General features: G+C 73.2%; 17 protein-coding genes. 2 read left to right on the top strand and 15 right to left on the bottom strand.

Features of this window, described 5'->3' with window-relative positions; genetic code table 11:
• Nucleotides 1-13 precede the first annotated feature (13 nt).
• From IE275_RS28535 to IE275_RS28505, 8 genes are all read right to left on the bottom strand, one after another.
• Nucleotides 14-1033: an SDR family oxidoreductase gene (locus IE275_RS28535; RefSeq protein ID WP_189714312.1), complete on the bottom strand. Its 1020-nt coding sequence runs from the start codon at nt 1031-1033 to the stop codon at nt 14-16.
• A 66-nt stretch (nt 1034-1099) separates the two neighbouring features.
• On the bottom strand, nt 1100-1669 hold the full coding sequence (locus IE275_RS28530; protein ID WP_189714311.1) for a winged helix-turn-helix domain-containing protein: 570 nt from the start codon (nt 1667-1669) through the stop codon (nt 1100-1102).
• A gap of 119 nt (nt 1670-1788) precedes the next feature.
• The gene (locus tag IE275_RS46875; protein WP_268255296.1) at nt 1789-1911 is read right to left on the bottom strand and encodes a hypothetical protein; all 123 of its coding nucleotides are present in this window, start codon (nt 1909-1911) and stop codon (nt 1789-1791) included.
• Nucleotides 1912-1992: 81 nt separating this feature from the next.
• Complete coding sequence (locus IE275_RS28525; RefSeq protein WP_189714310.1) at nt 1993-3837, bottom strand: HEAT repeat domain-containing protein; 1845 nt, start codon at nt 3835-3837, stop codon at nt 1993-1995.
• 71 nt (nt 3838-3908) lie between these two features.
• Nucleotides 3909-4940, bottom strand: a complete 1032-nt coding sequence (glnII, locus tag IE275_RS28520; RefSeq protein WP_189714309.1) for a glutamine synthetase — start codon at nt 4938-4940, stop codon at nt 3909-3911.
• Between the two features lie 689 nt (nt 4941-5629).
• Complete coding sequence (locus IE275_RS28515) at nt 5630-6340, bottom strand: SCO2207 family protein (protein WP_189714308.1); 711 nt, start codon at nt 6338-6340, stop codon at nt 5630-5632.
• A gap of 120 nt (nt 6341-6460) precedes the next feature.
• A complete protein-coding gene (locus tag IE275_RS28510; RefSeq protein WP_229870661.1) occupies nt 6461-7327 on the bottom strand; it encodes a hypothetical protein in 867 nt (288 codons plus the stop codon).
• Between the two features lie 58 nt (nt 7328-7385).
• A complete protein-coding gene (locus IE275_RS28505) occupies nt 7386-7745 on the bottom strand; it encodes an arsenate reductase family protein (RefSeq protein ID WP_189714307.1) in 360 nt (119 codons plus the stop codon).
• Between the two features lie 143 nt (nt 7746-7888).
• On the opposite strand from IE275_RS28505, the gene IE275_RS28500 reads away from it, so the two are divergent.
• Nucleotides 7889-8200, top strand: a complete 312-nt coding sequence (locus tag IE275_RS28500; RefSeq protein WP_189714306.1) for a hypothetical protein — start codon at nt 7889-7891, stop codon at nt 8198-8200.
• Between the two features lie 70 nt (nt 8201-8270).
• Here the strand turns inward: IE275_RS28500 and IE275_RS28495 are convergent, their stop codons facing one another.
• The gene (locus IE275_RS28495; RefSeq protein ID WP_189714305.1) at nt 8271-9455 is read right to left on the bottom strand and encodes a winged helix DNA-binding domain-containing protein; all 1185 of its coding nucleotides are present in this window, start codon (nt 9453-9455) and stop codon (nt 8271-8273) included.
• Between the two features lie 298 nt (nt 9456-9753).
• Between IE275_RS28495 and IE275_RS28490 the strand changes: the two genes are divergently transcribed.
• On the top strand, nt 9754-11094 hold the full coding sequence (locus tag IE275_RS28490) for a DUF2252 domain-containing protein (protein WP_189714304.1): 1341 nt from the start codon (nt 9754-9756) through the stop codon (nt 11092-11094).
• 4 nt (nt 11095-11098) lie between these two features.
• Here the strand turns inward: IE275_RS28490 and IE275_RS28485 are convergent, their stop codons facing one another.
• From IE275_RS28485 to glnA, 6 genes are all read right to left on the bottom strand, one after another.
• A complete protein-coding gene (locus tag IE275_RS28485) occupies nt 11099-11872 on the bottom strand; it encodes an alpha/beta hydrolase (protein WP_229870658.1) in 774 nt (257 codons plus the stop codon).
• Nucleotides 11873-11974: 102 nt separating this feature from the next.
• A complete protein-coding gene (gene pspAB, locus IE275_RS28480; protein ID WP_189714303.1) occupies nt 11975-12559 on the bottom strand; it encodes a PspA-associated protein PspAB in 585 nt (194 codons plus the stop codon).
• Between the two features lie 2 nt (nt 12560-12561).
• On the bottom strand, nt 12562-13482 hold the full coding sequence (gene htpX / locus IE275_RS28475) for a zinc metalloprotease HtpX (protein ID WP_189714302.1): 921 nt from the start codon (nt 13480-13482) through the stop codon (nt 12562-12564).
• 111 nt (nt 13483-13593) lie between these two features.
• Nucleotides 13594-15003, bottom strand: coding sequence for a hypothetical protein (locus tag IE275_RS28470; protein WP_189714301.1), 1410 nt, complete (start codon nt 15001-15003; stop codon nt 13594-13596).
• 87 nt (nt 15004-15090) lie between these two features.
• Entirely contained in the window at nt 15091-15348 is a 258-nt protein-coding gene (locus tag IE275_RS28465) for an SCO2583/SCO2584 N-terminal domain-containing protein (protein WP_189714300.1), read from the bottom strand.
• 108 nt (nt 15349-15456) lie between these two features.
• Nucleotides 15457-16866, bottom strand: coding sequence for a type I glutamate--ammonia ligase (gene glnA, locus IE275_RS28460; RefSeq protein ID WP_189714299.1), 1410 nt, complete (start codon nt 16864-16866; stop codon nt 15457-15459).
• Between the last annotated feature and the right edge of the window lie 120 nt (nt 16867-16986).

Genomic DNA, 16986 nt, shown 5'->3' with positions numbered 1-16986 from the left:
CCGAAGCCCCCGGTCAGGAGGTGGTGCCAGGTACACCCCCCGACCCGGCCAGCACCTTCGCCTCGACCTCCGGGTCCAGGCCCTTGCGGGTGCGGTCCGGGCGCTGGGGCGCCGTGCCGCCGATCGACGTCAGCCAGCTCCAGGTGTCGGCCACGGTCTCCTCGGCCGGGCGGCAGGACAGGCCCGTCGCGACCGCCCGCGAGACGTCGGCCGCGTGCAGGGCGTCGTGCAGGTCGGTGCCCGGCGGCACCCACACCGGCAGCTGGGTCCACGGCTCGATGCCCGCGTCGAGGATGATCTCGGGTTCGGTCCACCGCAGTTCGGCGTCCGAGCCCGTGGCCCGCGCGCAGGCCTCCAGCAGCTCGCCCATCGTCGTGTGCCCCTGCGGGCTGATCAGGTTGTACGGCCCGCTCAGCTCCTGCTCGACGGCCCCGAGCGTCCACTCGGCGAGGTCGCGGACGTCGACGTACTGAAGGGGCAGGTCGTGCGGGCCGGGGGCGAGGACCGGGCCGCCGCGGGCGATCCGGGTCAGCCACCAGGGCAGCCGGCCGACGTTCTCGTACGGGCCGAGGATCAGCCCGGCCCGTACGAGCAGGGAGTGTTCCGCGCCGAACGCCTCGACGACGGCCAGCTCGCCGCCCCGCTTGTCGTGGGCGTAGTCGGTCTGTCCGGCGTCCGCCTCGGCGCCCTCGACCAGGGGCGCGTCCTCGGTGTATCCGGCGGGCGGGGCCCAGTCGTACACCGAGCAGCTCGACACGTACACGTACCGGCGGACCCGGCCCCGCAGCAGCCGTGCCGTCTCCTGCACCGCGCGGGGCGCCGCCGACCAGGTGTCGACGACCGCGTCCCATGCGCCCTCGGCGAGCGCGTCGAGGCCCCCGGGCGCGGTGCGGTCGCCGGTCAGCGAACGGGTTCCGGGGACGGGTGCGTGCCGTCCCCGGTTCAGGACCGTCACGTCCCAGCCCCGCCCGAGGGCCGCCTCGACGACGGCCCGCCCCGCGAACTCCGTACCACCCAGCACCAGAAGTCTCATGGAGGTGAGTCTGCCCGGACCGGGCGTGCGGCGCAGCCGTGCTCTGCTCAGGGCAGAGACAGGGGTTCAGCGGCCGGTCGGCGGGGTGTACTTGTAGCCGACCCGGCGCACCGTCTGGATCGTCCGGCGGTGGTCCGTGCCCAGCTTGCGGCGCAGCCGGGCGATGTGGACGTCGACCGTGCGGCCGTCGCCGACATGGCCGTAGCCCCACACGGTGGTCACGAGCTGGTCGCGGGTGTGCACCCGGTTCGGGTGGGTCACCAGATGGGCGAGCAGCTCGAACTCCAGGTAGGTGAGGTCGAGTTCGCGGCCGTCCACGGCGGCGGTGCGCTGCACGGGGTCGATCCGCACCAGCGGGTCGGCCGCGTCCGGAGCGGGCCGGTCCGGGACCGCCACCGGCAGGAACGGCGGCTGCTGGTCGGCCGGGACGAGCACCAGGTAGCCGATCATCGGCGGCCGGCCCGGCAGCGTGGGCAGGGTGTCCTGCGGTGCGGGCAGCCAGGTGGCGCCCGGCGGCAGGAAGTCCGTGACGTCGATCACCTCGTCCCGGTCGACGGCGCGCAGCCGGTGCCGGGCGGGAGCGGCCGGGGAGACGGGGGCGAGGGGAGCGGAGGAGAGGGAACGAGTGGTCGCCATGAGAGGTCAGCTCTTTCGCGCGAGAAGTTCGTCTGGGGGGACGACGGCCGCGATTCGTGGTCGGGCTCGTCGAGGGACGTACGTCGTGCGCGCTGGCCGAAGGCCGGGGGTGTACGGCTTTAGAGGGCCGGCGCGTTCTTCGCGCGGCAACACACCCGGTCGAAATCGTGGTGCTGACGGGAGGGCCAGAACGGCTCGAGGTCATGGCGACCCGTCGCGGTGTCCTTCTGGAAGCTGGCCATGGCCCCATTGAAGCAGACACCCGCCCGTAACAGCAGACTTCTCTCACAGCGTGGACGGATCCCCGGTGCGGGGCGGGCGGTTCAGTCCACGATCCGGGCGGTCTCCAGCAGGTCGCGCACGGCGGTCCGGGCGACGTAGTCCGCGTGCAGGGCGTCCCCCGTCATGAAGTCGTGGACGACGCGCCGCCGTTGCTCGGCTCCGCGGCGCAGCGGCTCCACGGCGAAGCGCGGCAGCAGCCCCATCTCGGTCAGGGTGGGCACGGGGTGGGGAAGACCGCGGTAGATCCGCTCCCACGCGACGGCCCGGCGGGCCAGCGGCTCCAGGGTGTCCTCGGTACGGCCGGTGATACGCCAGACGGCCTGCGCGGCACAGGCCGCTGCGTCGCCGGCCAGCAGGGGCTCGATGAACGGCAGCAGGGGAGCGGCCGCCGGCCCGAGCCGGCTCGCCCACTGCATCGTCAGACCGGGGCCGAAGGCGGTCATCTCCTCGTGGAAGAAGGCCAGGGCCGGCTCCGGGTCGCCGCCGACCCGGTGGTGCGCCACCGCGGCGACCGCCGACACCGAGCTGTGGGCGCGCCCGGTCACACAGTCCAGCAGCGCCCGTTCGGCCAGGGGGCCGGCGGCCGGCCCCAGCGCGTCCAGCACGGCCACCGCGACCGGCGGGTACCCGGTGCCCGTACGGGCGAGCAGCACCGTCAGCTCCTCGACGACGTCCACCGCCGCCTCGGGGAACCGGGCCAGCACCGGGACCAGCTCGGAGTGGACGTCGTCGAGCCGCCGGGCCAGGGCCCGTACCGCCGGCAGCGCCGCCGCCCCGAACTCGTCGGCCACCGCGGTGACGGCGCGGGCGGTGCCGTACGAACCGGGGTCCTCCTCGATCAGCCGTACCGCCTCCGGCACCGCCTGCGGCGTCCGCGCGCGGGCCAGCACGGTGATTGCCGCCGCCCGGACGTCCGGCGGGCCCGACGAGAGATACGGCAGCGCATGCTGCCGCACGCGCGCGTGCTCCTCGGGCGGCAGCGCGCGGGTCAACTGCGCCAGCCGGTACAGCTCCCAGTCCTCGCCGCCGGTCTCCCGCAGCGCCCAGGGCAGCACCTCGGCCTCGCGGTCACGCCAGTGCCCGGTGATCTCGTAGGCGAGCGGCACCCCGCCGGCGAGGGCCCGCAGCGCGGCCTCGGGGTCCTCCAGGAGCCGGTCCGTGAACGGCTTGTGCCGGCCGGGCCACAGGGCGTTGTCCGGCTCATGGGGGTCGGCCGAGTACGCCCGTGCGCAGTGGTCGACCAGCGGGCCGGGCAGCGGGAGCCGCGCGGTGCGCAGCAGGTCCTCGGCGGCGGCGAGCGCCACCCGGGGCTCGGGGTCGGTGAGCAGACCGTGCCGCCAGGCGCCGTCGCCCGGATCGAGCAGCGCGAGCGCGGTGACCGCGTGGGCGCGCACCAGCCGGTCGGGCTCCCGCCCGAGCCGGGCCCGCAGCAGCGGCAGGTCCTCCTCCCGGCCGCACGCGGCGATCAGCGCGAGCGTCGCGTCCCGTACGGCCGGGTCGCCGTCGTGTGCGAAGGGCAGCAGGGCCGGCAGCGCCTCCGCCGCCGTCCGCCGGGCCGAGCCGTCCTCGTCGGGGCACGGGGGCCGGTCGGCGAGCGCGGCGAGCAGCCACAGCAGCTCCGCCCGGTGACCGGTCTCCGCCAGGGTGAGCCGGGCCAGCTCGGGCACGGCGCGCGCGGTCGCCACGGCGAGGTCGTCCTCGCTCCAGGACGCGGAGGCGAGCCAGTCCATCGCCTTCGCGCGCACGTCCGCGCGGGGCGACTCCATCGCCCGCAGCAGCGCGGCGACGTCGCCCGCCTCGGCGGACTCGCTCACGGCTTCCACGGCGGTGGTGTCGTCCCCCGCCACGCCGGACTCCTCCGTCTGTTCCACCCCGTCGGTCCCCATGACGACGCACGATACGCAGAAGGGGGCGCCCGCCGAGTAGGCGGGCGCCCCCTTCCGGGAAGCGGTCGGGATCAGACCTGGCCGGCCTTCTCCAGGGCGGCGCAGCAGGTGTCCACGATCAGACGGGTCACCAGGTACGGGTCGACGTTCGCGTTCGGACGGCGGTCCTCGATGTAGCCCTTGCCGTCCTTCTCGACCTGCCACGGGATACGGACCGAGGCGCCACGGTTGGAGACACCGTAGGAGTACTCGTTCCACGGGGCGGTCTCGTGCAGACCCGTCAGACGGTCGTCGATGCCGGCGCCGTAGTGCTTGACGTGGTCGAGCGGCTTGGAGCCCTCACCGAGCGACTCGCACGCGGTGATGATCGCGTCGTAGCCCTCGCGCATCGCCTTCGTGGAGAAGTTGGTGTGCGCGCCGGCGCCGTTCCAGTCGCCCTTGACCGGCTTGGGGTCGAGGGTGGCGGCGATGCCGAAGTCCTCGGCCGTGCGGTAGAGCAGCCAGCGGGCGATCCACAGCTGGTCCGAGACCTCGAGCGGGGCGAGCGGGCCGACCTGGAACTCCCACTGGCCGGGCATGACCTCGGCGTTGATGCCGGAGATGCCGAGGCCGGCGGCCAGGCAGTTCTCCAGGTGGGCCTCGACGACCTCACGGCCGAAGATCTCGTCGGCGCCGACACCGCAGTAGTAGCCGCCCTGGGGGGCCGGGAAGCCGCCCTTGGGGAAGCCGAGCGGGTAGCCGTCCTGGAAGAACGTGTACTCCTGCTCGATGCCGAAGATCGGCTCCTGGGCGCCGTACTTCGTCTCGACCTCGACCAGCGCGGCACGCGTGTTGGACTCGTGCGGGGTCATGTCGATGTTGAGGACCTCGCACAGGACGAGGATGTCGTCGCCGCCGCGGATCGGGTCGGGGCAGGTGAAGACCGGCTTGAGGACACGGTCCGAGGAGTGGCCCTCGGCCTGGTTCGTGGAGGACCCGTCGAAGCCCCAGATCGGCAGCTCGTCCAGACCGACGGGCTCGCCCGTGATGATCTTCGTCTTGGAACGGAGCTTGGCGGTCGGCTGGGTGCCGTCGATCCAGATGTACTCAGCCTTGAAGGTCACGGGCCACTTCCTTCGGGGTGTGTCTGACGCACTTGCGGGTGCTGCGGCGCTGCGGCACTGGGGCGCCGCTGTTGTCTGCCCGGCAGCTTGTCAACAGGCGATTTCCCGATCATTGCTCGAATGTGAACCCCGTGTTACCTGGTGGTTCTGTGGTGGGAGTCACGGTGTGAGGGCGGCGGCCGGGCCGAAGGTTGCCGTTCGCGGGAGCAGACGCCCGGTGCGGGCGGCTCGTATGCGATGGGAGTGGGAGCCCCGGAAAGGGGGCATCCGTGTCGTCGGCCGGACGCGCCCCGCCGCCCGCGCCGCGTCCCTCGGGACGATCGGCGCGCGGACGGCCGTCGGGTGCGCACCGTTGCGGTTCGCGAACCGGGGTGCTGTGCGGCCCGGTTTCCTCGGTGGGCGTGCGGCGCGTACGCGGGGGCGCGTGTGCGGGGACGCGCTCCCGCGACGGGAGCGGACACGCCGTCTGTTCCTCCTCGGCCCGGCTCGGTCCTGCGCCGGGCCGAGACGGCGTGTCCGCCGCGCGTCCTGCCTGAAGGGTCCGCGTGCGTGGGTCCCGCTGCTCGTGGCCGCGAACAGCGGGACCCGTGACACGTACGTGGTGGCGGCCCGGGTGCGGCGAACGTCTGCCGTTCGCCGCACCCTCCGGAACGGGCCGCCGCCTCAGCGATCTCCTCGGCGGTCGGGCGTCACCCCACCTTCTCGATCAGAGCACGGCGGATCAGGAACTTGCCGGGCTCGCGGACCTGCTCGAAGGCCGCGTTGTTGAGCAGCGCGCAGCTGCCGGACACCGAGGTCACCTCGACGGTCGTGGACTTGTTGTTGTCCAGGTTGGTGACCTTCAGCTTGGTTCCGGCCGGGAACTGGTTGCTGGACGCGGCCGGGGCGCCGCCCTCGCCCGAGAGCGTGACGGTGGAGCCGTTGCATACCTGCTGGCCGGAGGCGGCGGCACCGCCGCCGTTGTTGCCGGCGTTGCCCGTGTTCCCGGCGTTCCCGGCGTTGCCCGTGTTCCCGGCCGGCGCGGAGGCCGCGGGAGCGGAAGCGGCCGGCGCGGAGGCAGCCTGCGAGGGCTGCGTCGCCTGGGAGCCCTGAGCCGACTCCCCAACGACGCAGCCGGACGCCTTCTGCTGCACCTTGATCTGCGCGATGACGGCCTCGCGGTTGGCGATCCGGGCCGCCGACTGCGCGTCCGGATTGGCCCGCTGGCCGTCGATGAACGTCTGGTTGTTGCCGAGGGCGGTGGCGAGCCCCTGGCAGACGGTCGACTCGGCGGCCGTCTGCGCGGGCTGCGCGGCGTTGGAGGTGGCCGCCATGACGAAGGCGCCGCCTCCCGCCACGGTCGCGGCACTCACCAGCAGGGCGAGCTTCTTCTTCGTGCTGAGGGTTCTCCTGCGCGACATGTGCGCCTCCTGAGAGGTAGGGGAGCGTACGCCGCTATGTACGAGATACCGAACCAAGTTACTCAGCGGTTACAGGAGTCAGCTCAAGTGGCGTGCGTCACATGAGGGTCGAGGGCCGGGTCAGCCCGTCCTTCCCTCCTCGTGCGCCACCACCTTGTCCCGTACATATCCCAGCAACCCCTCGGTCTGACCGGTGAGTTCGGCCTCGCCGGTCTCCTTTCCGTCACCCCACTGCCCGTTGGCGAACACCACCGAACGGACCGTCATCACCCGCCGGAAGACCCCCGCCGAACCCGGTGGCACGGTCGGCATACCGGCCTCCGGCGGCGGGTCGAGCGAGACCACCTGGTACGTCACCGGGTCCATCGAGGCCATCGCGAACACCCGCGAGGCGTCCTCGACCCGCTCGAAGCTCAGCACCGTGACCGTGACCTGCGAGAGCCGGTCGGTGTCCGTGAACAGGCCCGCCGTCATCCGGGAGCACGCGCCGCCCTGCGTGATCAGCTCGGCCAGCTCCGGGGACATCCCCCGGGCGCAGTCGGTGGTGGTGGCCAGCTCCACGCGGGTGAACCGGGAACCGTCCGACAGGCGCACGCTCTTCGCCGGGAACGCCTCCTCGGGGCGGACGATCGGCAGGGCGAGCAGCGAGGGGAGCGCGCTCGGCGCGTCGGAGGGCAGGCCGACCTCCACGGAGGGGACGGCGGGGGTGGTGGCGGAGAGGCCGGTGGCCGAGCGGGAGGCGGTCGCGGGTGCGGCGGCGGGCGGGGTGTCGTCGTCCGACCCGGCGACCGTCACGGCGCCGGCCGCGATCGCGGCGGCGAGGACGACACCCGCCCCGGCCGCCACCGCACGCCGGTTGCGCCGGCGCCGGCGTATGCGTTCCTGCTCGGCCGCGTACTGGGCGTACGGGTCGGGTGTGCCGTAGGGGCTCGACGTTCCGTACGGGTCGGGCGTTCCGTTGGGGAGTCCTTGATCACCGAAGGTCATGGCGGCGGAGGGTAACAGCGCGCACGGCCCGAACTCCCCTCGGCGGACGAACCGTTGACTACCGGGACAGAGCATCCCGTACGGCCTCGTCCGTGCGGGCGACGACCGCCGTGCCGTCCTCGGCGGTGATGATCGGGCGCTGGATGAGCTTCGGGTGCTCGGCGAGGGCGCTGATCCAGCGGTCGCGCGAACCGGCGTCCCGGGCCCACTCCTTGAGGCCCAGCTCCTTGGCGACGGCCTCCTGGGTACGGGTGATGTCCCACGGCTCCAGCCCGAGACGCTCCAGCACGGCCCTGATCTCGTCCACGCTCGGGACGTCCTCCAGATAGCGGCGGACCGTGTAGTCGGCACCCTCGGCGTCGAGAAGGGTGAGGGCGCTGCGGCACTTGGAACAGGCGGGGTTGATCCAGATCTCCATGTGCCTCACGGTAGCGTCACAACGCGCCGAACGCCCCTGTGGCCAGGGGCTTTTGTCAGTGGGGGCGGGTAGAATAGAAGCAGTGTTCGAGGGTTCCGCCGGAGGTTCCGGACCGGGACCCCGACCGCGACAGGAGGATGCCTGTGCCCGCTGCCGCACTCAAGACGAAGCCGTTGCCGACCCAGTCCACCGCGAAGCGTCCCGTCCAGCTCGACCTGCCGTACGTACCCGTGGAGAAGCGGGTGCTGCCGCCCGGGCAGCCGCGTGAGTGGTACGTCACGCACAACCGCCGCCTCAAGGCGATGCGCCTCGCGATCGCCCTGCTCGACCTGGGTGTCCACCCGGCCCAGGCCCGCAACGCGAAGATCCGCAGCACCGCGGTGCTGATCGGTGTACATCCGCCGTCGGACACCACCTGCCACATGGTGCGGGCGCTGATGCGCTACTCACGGTGAGCCGTGACGCCGGGTGCCGCCGCCCCACGGCGGCCCCCGGCGCCCCCGGCCCCGTGACCCCCGGGCCACCTCACCCCGCCAACTCCTTCTCCACCGGCGTCCGGAACCTCGGCGTCACCCGGGTGCTCCCGAGCCACGCCGCCAGCCGCTCCGCCTGCGCGGCGACCGCCGTCTCCGCGTCCCGGCCGGCTCCCGCGCGGTCCAGGATCCGCCAGACGATCTCCCCGTCCGGCCGCTGGGCCCAGCCGCCGACCACCCGGCCGTCCCACCACACCGTCGGCCCCACGTTGCCGCTGTAGTCGAACAGGGCCGGCCGCAGCTCCGGGGCCAGATACCAGTCGCGGCCCTGCCAGCCCATCGCCGTCGGGTCCAGGCCGGGCAGCAGCGCCGCCCACGGCTCCCGCGGCCCCGCCACGGGATCGACGTCCCCCTCGACGACGTACCCCGTGCCCTCGTCCAGGGACACCGCCCGCGCCCCGATCGCCGCCAGCGCCCGCCGTACGTCCGTGACCCGCCAGCCCGTCCACCACTTGAGGTCCGCCTCCGTGGCCGGTCCGCAGGCCGTCAGCCAGTGGCGCAGCAGCTCCGCCTGGGCGTCCGACGGCGGCAGTTCGTGATGCTCGGGCGCCAGGGCCCAGCGGAACTGGTTCGACGTCCAGGAACCCAGCGGGCGCCCCCGGACCACCTTCCCCTCCACCCCCAGCACCCTCAACAGCCGGGTCGCGACGGTGTGGACACCCTCGTACGGCTTCCCGGCCGCGTACACGAACCGCTCCCGCAGCCGCGGCTCCTCCTGGGCCAGCTCGGCCGCCGTCGCCTGGCCCAGCCGGCCCAGCGCGGACAGCGCCGCCTCCTCGACCTCCTTCAGCCAGGCCGCGTCCGGCGCGCCGGCCTTCGCCATGTCCTTCAGCAGCGCCGCCCGCTCCCGCGCGGCGACGGTCAGGCCGGTCGAGGCGTGCACCACCGCCGTCAGCCCGGTGGGGAACGCGAAGACGGTGTGCCGCATGCCGTGCATCCGGACCAGCGTCCGGTCCTCGTACAGCGCCCGGTCCGTGCCTGCCACGGTGCTCGCCGCGTCCGTCAGCCGTGCCCCCACCGCCAGGTACACCGTCGCCGGGTCACTGCCGTGCAGCGCGACCAGCGCGTCCGCCACCTCCTCGGGCGTCCCGGCCCGCGCCTGCGGGGCCAGCCGGTGCCGCAGCGCCAGCCGCGCCCGCCGCTCCGCCACGCCGATGTACCGCGCACCGTCACCCATACCGGCCTCCACCCGCCGTCACCCGCCCTCGGTCCGCCGTCCTCGGGCCTCGGCCATCAGCGCTCAGCCATCAGCGCTCAGCCATCAGCCCTCGGCCTTCGGTTGTCGGCCTTTGGTGCCGCTCCCCGGACCTCGGACTTCTGTCCTTGTCCCGATCCTCCCCGACGCCACTGACAACGGGCCCGCCCCCGGTCCGCCCGCCCCCGCGCCCGTCACCCGTTCGCCGACCCCGGCATGCGCACCACCCTCCGCCCCTCTTCACTGCGAACAGGAGGCGTGCCATGCAGGGACGACGCAGATGACCACCCCCGCCGACCGTTCCCGGCGCGGCCGGGACGCGCGCAGACGGGTGCCCCGCTCCGGGCACGGACTCTGGCTGCCGTCCCTCGACCGGGCCGACCCCGTCGCCGTACTCGAGCGGCAGGGGCGGGACCGGCTGCCCGAACTGCTGCCCATCCGGTACGGCCGGATGACCGCGTCGCCGTTCGCCTTCCTGCGCGGCTCGGCCGCCGTGATGGCCGCCGACCTGGCCGCCCAGCCGCACACCGGGCTGACCGTGCAGCTGTGCGGCGACGCCCATCTGCTCAATTTCGGGCTCTACGCCTCCCCGGAACGGGCCCTGCTCTTCGACGTCAACGACTTCGACGAGACCTTCCCCGGCCCCTTCGAGTGGGACGTCAAACGGCTCGCCGTCTCCGTCGCCGTGGCCGCCCGCGAGAACGGCCACCCGGAACCCAAGGTGCGCCGCGCGGCCCTGGAGACCGCCGCCGCCTACCGCACCGCCATGCGCCGCCTCGCCCGGCTCGGCGAACTCGCCGTCTGGTACGAGCGCATCGACGCCGAGCAGCTGCTGTTCCTCGCCCGCTCCGCCCGCCACCGCGACCGCGTCCGGGCGAGTCTCACCCGCGCCCGCCGCCGCACCAGCCTCCAGGCGCTCGGCCGGCTGACGGAGGTCGTCGACGGGCGGCGCCGCATCATCCAGGACCCGCCGCTCCTCCAGGCCGCCGGCGCCTCCGACAGCGCCGCCCTGCGCAAGATCTTCAGCGACTACCGCTCCACCCTCTCCGAGGACCGCCGGCTCCTCCTCGACCGCTACCGCTTCGTCGACGCCGCCCGCAAGGTCGTCGGCGTCGGCAGCGTCGGCCTGCGCTGCTTCGTCGTCCTGCTCGCCGGACGCGACGCCGACGACCCGCTGTTCCTCCAGATCAAGGAGGCCCGCAAGTCCGTCCTGGAGGACCATCTGCCGACCGGGCCGTACGGGCACGCCGGGCACCGGGTCGTCGCCGGACAGCGGCTGCTCCAGGCCGCGGGCGACATCTTCCTCGGCTGGATGACCGGACCCCAGGGGCGCGCCTTCTACTGGCGGCAGCTGCGGGACATGAAGGCCTCGGCGGACGTCGCCGGCATGGGCGCCGCCGACCTTCTCGCCTATGCCCGGCTGTGCGGCACCGCCCTGGCCCGCGCCCACGCCCGCTCCGGCGACCGCGTCGCCCTCGCCGGCTATCTCGGCGGCGCCGACACCTTCGAACGCGCCGTCGCCGAGTTCGCCCTCGCCTACGCCGAGCAGAACGCCGCCGACCACGCCGCCCTGAGCGCGGCGGTCGCGGCGGGGGTCGTCACGGCGGCACCCGACGTGTGAGGCGTCAGACGGCCGCCGGACCCGGTGCCAGCACGGCCCGTACGAACTCCTGCCGGTCGCCCGCGTGGTCGCGGAACCACAGGCCCAGCCGGTGCCCCGCGTCCGGCAGTTCGAGGCGGGTGTACCGGGCGCGGGCACCGAGCGCGTCCTGGACGGCCCGCGTCACCTCCGGCGGGATCACCGCGTCCGTGCCCGGCACGGCGAGCACCGCCCGGCCCGGGTAGGCCCGCAGCACATCGAGCGCCGGCGTCTCCCGCCAGCTGCCGGGGCGTCGGATGATCGCACTGAACTCCCCGTCCCCCGCCCCGAACGGCACGTCCCAGGCCCCGGCCGCGTACACCGCGGGCGCGCACAGCCCCAGGGAGGTCACCCGGCTTCCGTAGTGGGCGGCCAGATCGGCCACGGTCTGCCCGCTCATGCTGAAGCCGACCAGCACCAGGGGCCCCGCCGCGGGCACGTACGCGTCGATCACGGACACCGCCTGCTCGAACCGCCGCCGCAGGCTCAACTCGCCCAGCACGCCGCTGCTTTCGCCGTGCCCGGAGAAGTCGAAGGCGAGGGTGCGGCAGCCGTGCGCGGCGAATTCCCCGAGCAGCGGCAGCAGCCGTTCCTTGCTGCCGTTGCCGGCGCCGTGCAGCACCACGGCGGTGGCCGGTCCCGGGCCGGCGCCGTAGACCCCGCTGAGGCGTTCACCGTCGTACTCGTGCGTGAAGCCGCTGTACTCGGGCGGGCGCGCGGAGCCGTCGTGCTCGGGCGTGAGGCGAGTCGGATTGATCACGGCCCTATTGACTCACGCCCCACGCACCACAGACGACTGAGGCCTGAGGCCTGAGGACGGACCACTGAGGACGGACGGACCACGCGTCCCGCCCCGACCGCCTCACAGCGCGGGCGCGCCCCACACCGGGAACCAGCGGCTCAGGTCCGGCTCGATGCGCAGGTCGTCCGCGAGGGCCGCCCGCACCTGGAGTTCGAGCGGGCTGTCGCGCCGCTGGCCCCGCTCGGGCAGGGGCGCGAACGGATAGAACGTGCCGCGCTTGTAGAGGTACACCAGCGCGAGCGGACGGCCGTCGGGGTTCTCGAAACCGGCCAGGGAGCACAGCAGCTGTGGCCCGAAGCCGTTGACCTCCATCGCGCTGTTCACCGCGTGCAGATCGTTCACCAGCAGCGACAGCTCGTCCGGGCCGCGCTGCGAGACCAGCCAGGAGTAGCCGTGGTCGTCGCGCAGCAGCCGCACCGGGGGACCGGTGCGCTCGGTGTCCGCGTCGAGGAGCGCCTGGACCTCGCGGTGCGTCTGCTCGAAGGCCGCGCCCTCCACGGTGGCGAAGCAGACGGCGCCCTGCCCGGTCGGCGTGAACCCGGCCGCCGCCTCCAGCGTCACCGCCGCGGAGGGCAGCGCGAACAGCTGGTCCAGATCGGGAGCGGCCGGTTTCGTCCGGCCGAGCAGGATGTCCAGCAGCCCCATGATCAGCCCGCCTTCCCGGGCCTGGCGGCCTCGCCCAGTTCGGCGGAGATCCGCCCCAGCTGGTCGAGCCGCTGTTCCAGGCTCGGGTGGGTGGAGAAGAGACGGGCGAGGCCGGGCTCGGAACCCAGCGCCGGGGTGAAGTAGAAGGCGTTGAAGGCCTGGGCCGTGCGCAGGTCCTTCGTCGGGATCCGGGCGATGTCCCCGGAGACCTTCGTCAGGGCGGAGGCCAGCGCCGAGGGCCGGCCGGTGAGCAGGGCCGCCGCCCGGTCCGCGGCCAGTTCCCGGTACCGCGACAGCGCCCGGATGAGCAGGAAGCTGATCGCGTACACGGCCACCGACACGGCCATCACGGCGGCGAGTACCGCCGCGGTGTTCTGGTCCCGGCGGCCGCCGCCGAACAGCTGCGAGTAGAAGGCGAACCGCACGATCAGCCCGGCGATCACGCCGAGGAACGACGCGATCGTGATCACGGCGACGTCCTTGTGCGCCACGTGCGACATCTCGTGCGCAAGCACTCCCTCCAGCTCGGCCGCATCCAGCCGCCGCAGCAGGCCGGTCGTCACACACACCACGGCGTTGTCGGGGTTCCGCCCGGTCGCGAACGCGTTGGGCATGTCCATCTCCGACACGGCGACCACCGGTTTCGGCATGTCCGCGATCGCGCAGAGCCGGTCCACCACGGCGTGCAACTCGGGGTAATCCTCCCGCTCGACGACCCGTCCGTGCATCGCGAACAGCGCGATCCGGTCGGAGAACCAGTACTGCGCGCCCAGTACTCCGGCCACCACCACGACGACCAGCACCCAAGACTTCAGCAAGACGATCAACGCGGCGACGAAGGCCACGTAGAGCAGCCCGAGCAGGAACAACGTGACGGTCATCCGCACGGTCAGCTGCCGGTCGCTCCGGAAACGGCTCTGCATCTGCAATCACCCCGCAGTCACGCACTCGCCCCACTGCCCAGTGTGCACCCGGGCCCGCCATGAAGCGGTCGTGACCAGCCCTAGGGCCAGCAAAGCCTCCTGGTGCGGGCCTCAGCCGCCCGGCCGCGCCGGCGTCAGCTCGTCGATCCGGCGCCGTGCCCGGTCCAGCAGCTCCTCCGTCTCCGCCCTCCCCCGCGGGTCCATCGCGAAGCCCCAGTCGCGCAGGGACCGCCGGGCCAGGGTCCGCAGCCGGTCGTTCTCGTCGTCGGCGAGGGCGACCGCGGTCCGCAGCCGGGCCGGCACCGAGTGCGCCTTCAGCAGCCGGAACGCGGCGATCCGCACATGCGGCGGCCACCCGGTGCCGGTCCGCCGCGTGAGCGGGCCGGTGTCCAGGGACCCCGCGGAGGGCAGCAGCGAGAGCGTCGCCCGGCGCACCACGGCGGGCGACGGATCGTCGAGCGACGGGAGCAGCCGGGCGATGTCCGTCACGTCCAGCGTCCGCAGTCCGGCCACCGCCCCCGCCCGTACCGCCGCCGCCGGATGCCGGAGCAGGGGCCACAGGAGAACGGCGTCCTGCCGCTCCCCGCACTCCGCGAGCCCGAGCACCGCCCCGGGCGACACGCCGGCCGGGTCCGCGCACCGCTCCCGGTACCAGGCCGACGGATCCCCACCGTGCTGCCGTACGACGTACCGGGCGCAGGCCCGCACCAGACCCGACCGGTCGCTCAGGAACTCCACCGCCCGCTCGGGCCGCCCGGCCCGCCGCAGCGCGGTGACTCCGGCCGACCGCGCGCGCGGACCGCGTGCCGCGAGCAGCGGTTCGAGTACGTCGCCGTGGGCCCCGTCGGCGAGCGCGGCGAGCGCGGCGTCCGCACACAGCGACTGCACGACGGTGTCGGAGTCCCGGGCGGCCGTGCGCGCCAGCTCGGCGGGGGAGAGGAGCCCTTCGTCGACGGCGAGGCGGTGGGCGTACCGGCGTGCGGCACGGTCGTCGTGCGTGTACAGCGGTGCGAGGGTCCTGGGAGGGGCGGTGCGCAGCAGTGCGGTGGCCAGGCCGGTGGCGAAGTCGCCCCGGTCCCGGCGCCCGACACGCAGGATCAGCGGCAGCAGCCGGACGGCCGTCCCGGCGTCGAGCGTCTCGGCCAGCAGCCGCCGGGCGGGCTCGCGCACCTGCGGAACCCAGTCGGAACAGCGCACGACGACCAGGGGCAGCAGGCCGGGGTGCTCGGCGGCCCGGCCGAGGGCCGCCCACCGGATCCTGCCGTCACGGTGGCAGAGGGCGAGCGCGAGCTGCGCCTCGGTGAGGGGCCGACGCTCGCGCACGAGAGCGGCCACGATCCGGCCGTCCGGGATCCTCTCCCAGTCCGGCAGCCACAGACGCTCGTCGAGGTGGCAGGCGCGCACCCCGGCGTCCAGCGCGGTCCAGGCCGAGGCGTCGTCCCCCGGCAGCACCTGCCGCACCGGCTCCCCCTGGGCGAGTCGTGCCGCCGCCGCTTCCCCGTCCGCCGTGCTCCGGACCATGCCCGCCCCCGACCGCCTTCGATGTGTCCGGCGATCGTAGGGTTCCGGGCGGCACCCGGTCGCGCGATATTCCGGCGGGGGCCTCTCCTAGTAGGGCGCCTGGAAGCGGGCGTACCCCAGCAGCAGGATCACCGCCGCCACGATGCCGAGGACGATCGTCGTCGACACCCACGACGACCTGCGGGGCGCGACCGGCCGCGGATCACCACGGAACGGCACCGGCTCCGGCGGGTTCTCCTTCCACCGCGCGGCCAACATCCGGGCCCGCGCCGAGGGCTCCTTGTGCTCGGCCCCGTCCGCCCACCGAAGGTCGAACTCGCGCTCCGCGTCGTCCTGTTGAGACATCCCCGTTCCCCCATCTCGAACATCCGTACCCCGGCACGATACGACGACGCCCCCGTCCCGAGAAACCGGAACGAGGGCGTCGCCGAAAGGCGTGGCGCTACGGGTCGATCACACGTCGAAGTACAGCTCGAACTCGTGCGGGTGCGGCCGCAGCTGGAGCGGGGCGATCTCGTTCTGGCGCTTGAAGTCGATCCACGTCTCGATCAGGTCGGACGTGAAGACGTCACCGGCGAGCAGGAACTCGTGGTCGCGCTCGAGGGAGTCGAGGACGGCCGGGAGGGAGGTCGGGACCTGGGCGACGCCCGCGTGCTCCTCGGGGGCCAGCTCGTAGAGGTCCTTGTCGATCGGCTCGGCCGGCTCGATCTTGTTCTTGATGCCGTCGAGGCCCGCGAGCAGCAGGGCCGAGAAGGCCAGGTACGGGTTGCCGGAGGAGTCGGGCGCGCGGAACTCGACGCGCTTGGCCTTCGGGTTCGAGCCCGTGATCGGGATACGCATGGCCGCGGAGCGGTTGCGCTGCGAGTAGACCAGGTTGATCGGCGCCTCGAAGCCCGGCACCAGACGGTGGTACGAGTTCACCGTCGGGTTGGTGAAGGCCAGCAGCGACGGGGCGTGCTTGAGGATGCCGCCGATGTAGTAGCGCGCCATGTCCGACAGGCCCGCGTAACCGGCCTCGTCGTAGAACAGCGGGGAGCCGCCGCTCCACAGCGACTGGTGGACGTGCATGCCCGAGCCGTTGTCGCCGAAGATCGGCTTCGGCATGAAGGTCGCGGTCTTGCCGTTGCGCCAGGCGACGTTCTTCACGATGTACTTGAAGAGCTGGAGGTCGTCGGCCGCGGCGAGCAGCGTGTTGAACTTGTAGTTGATCTCGGCCTGGCCGGCGGTGCCCACCTCGTGGTGCTGGCGCTCGACCTGGAGGCCGGACGCGGCCAGCTCCAGGGAGATCTCCGCACGCAGGTCGGCGAAGTGGTCGACCGGCGGGGTCGGGAAGTAGCCGCCCTTGTAGCGGACCTTGTAACCGCGGTTGTCCTCCAGCGCACCGGTGTTCCAGGCGCCGGCCTCGGAGTCGATGTGGTAGAAGGACTCGTTCTCCGAGGTCTTGAAGCGCACGCTGTCGAAGACGTAGAACTCGGCCTCGGGACCGAAGTAGGCGGTGTCGGCGATACCGGTCGACGCCAGGTACGCCTCGGCCTTCTTCGCCACGTTGCGCGGGTCACGGGAGTACTGCTCGCCCGTGATCGGGTCGTGGATGAAGAAGTTGATGTTGAGCGTCTTGTCGCGGCGGAACGGGTCCATCCGCGCGGTCGACAGGTCGGCGCGCAGCGCCATGTCGGACTCGTGGATGGCCTGGAAGCCGCGGATCGACGAACCGTCGAACGCGAGCTCCTCGTCCGGGTCGAACGCCTCGACGGGCAGCGAGAAGTGCTGCATGACGCCCGGCAGGTCGCAGAACCGGACGTCGACGAACTTGACGTCCTCGTCCGCGATGAACTTCTTGGCCTCGTCGGCGTTCTGGAACATCCAGCTCCTCCTACTCCCGGCCGTCGAGCCGGGGTGGTAGTTCGTTCGTGCGGCCAGTGCGGTGGCACACGCTGATGCCGACCCTAGGGACGCGTGATTTCTCGGGCGTGACCCATTTGT

Origin of the sequence: Streptomyces phaeofaciens, assembly GCF_014648915.1 — a bacterium.
Classification (GTDB): domain Bacteria; phylum Actinomycetota; class Actinomycetes; order Streptomycetales; family Streptomycetaceae; genus Streptomyces; species Streptomyces phaeofaciens.
Note: the sequence above shows the minus strand (reverse complement) of the source record. Positions and strands in the feature narration are given on the sequence as shown.

Excerpts from the sequence above, each read along its gene's own strand:
- IE275_RS28515 (WP_189714308.1), bottom strand. The coding sequence starts at position 6,340 with ATGTCGCGCAGGAGAACCCTCAGCACGAAGAAGAAGCTCGCCCTGCTG.
- pspAB (WP_189714303.1), bottom strand. The coding sequence starts at position 12,559 with ATGGGGCTGCTGGACATCCTGCTCGGCCGGACGAAACCGGCCGCTCCC.
- IE275_RS28510 (WP_229870661.1), bottom strand. The coding sequence starts at position 7,327 with ATGACCTTCGGTGATCAAGGACTCCCCAACGGAACGCCCGACCCGTAC.
- IE275_RS28505 (WP_189714307.1), bottom strand. The coding sequence starts at position 7,745 with ATGGAGATCTGGATCAACCCCGCCTGTTCCAAGTGCCGCAGCGCCCTC.
- htpX (WP_189714302.1), bottom strand. The coding sequence starts at position 13,482 with ATGCAGAGCCGTTTCCGGAGCGACCGGCAGCTGACCGTGCGGATGACC.
- IE275_RS28470 (WP_189714301.1), bottom strand. The coding sequence starts at position 15,003 with ATGGTCCGGAGCACGGCGGACGGGGAAGCGGCGGCGGCACGACTCGCC.
- IE275_RS46875 (WP_268255296.1), bottom strand. The coding sequence starts at position 1,911 with ATGGCCAGCTTCCAGAAGGACACCGCGACGGGTCGCCATGACCTCGAG.
- IE275_RS28495 (WP_189714305.1), bottom strand. The coding sequence starts at position 9,455 with ATGGGTGACGGTGCGCGGTACATCGGCGTGGCGGAGCGGCGGGCGCGG.
- IE275_RS28535 (WP_189714312.1), bottom strand. The coding sequence starts at position 1,033 with ATGAGACTTCTGGTGCTGGGTGGTACGGAGTTCGCGGGGCGGGCCGTC.
- IE275_RS28465 (WP_189714300.1), bottom strand. The coding sequence starts at position 15,348 with ATGTCTCAACAGGACGACGCGGAGCGCGAGTTCGACCTTCGGTGGGCG.
- IE275_RS28525 (WP_189714310.1), bottom strand. The coding sequence starts at position 3,837 with ATGGGGACCGACGGGGTGGAACAGACGGAGGAGTCCGGCGTGGCGGGG.
- glnA (WP_189714299.1), bottom strand. The coding sequence starts at position 16,866 with ATGTTCCAGAACGCCGACGAGGCCAAGAAGTTCATCGCGGACGAGGAC.
- IE275_RS28530 (WP_189714311.1), bottom strand. The coding sequence starts at position 1,669 with ATGGCGACCACTCGTTCCCTCTCCTCCGCTCCCCTCGCCCCCGTCTCC.
- IE275_RS28490 (WP_189714304.1), top strand. The coding sequence starts at position 9,754 with ATGACCACCCCCGCCGACCGTTCCCGGCGCGGCCGGGACGCGCGCAGA.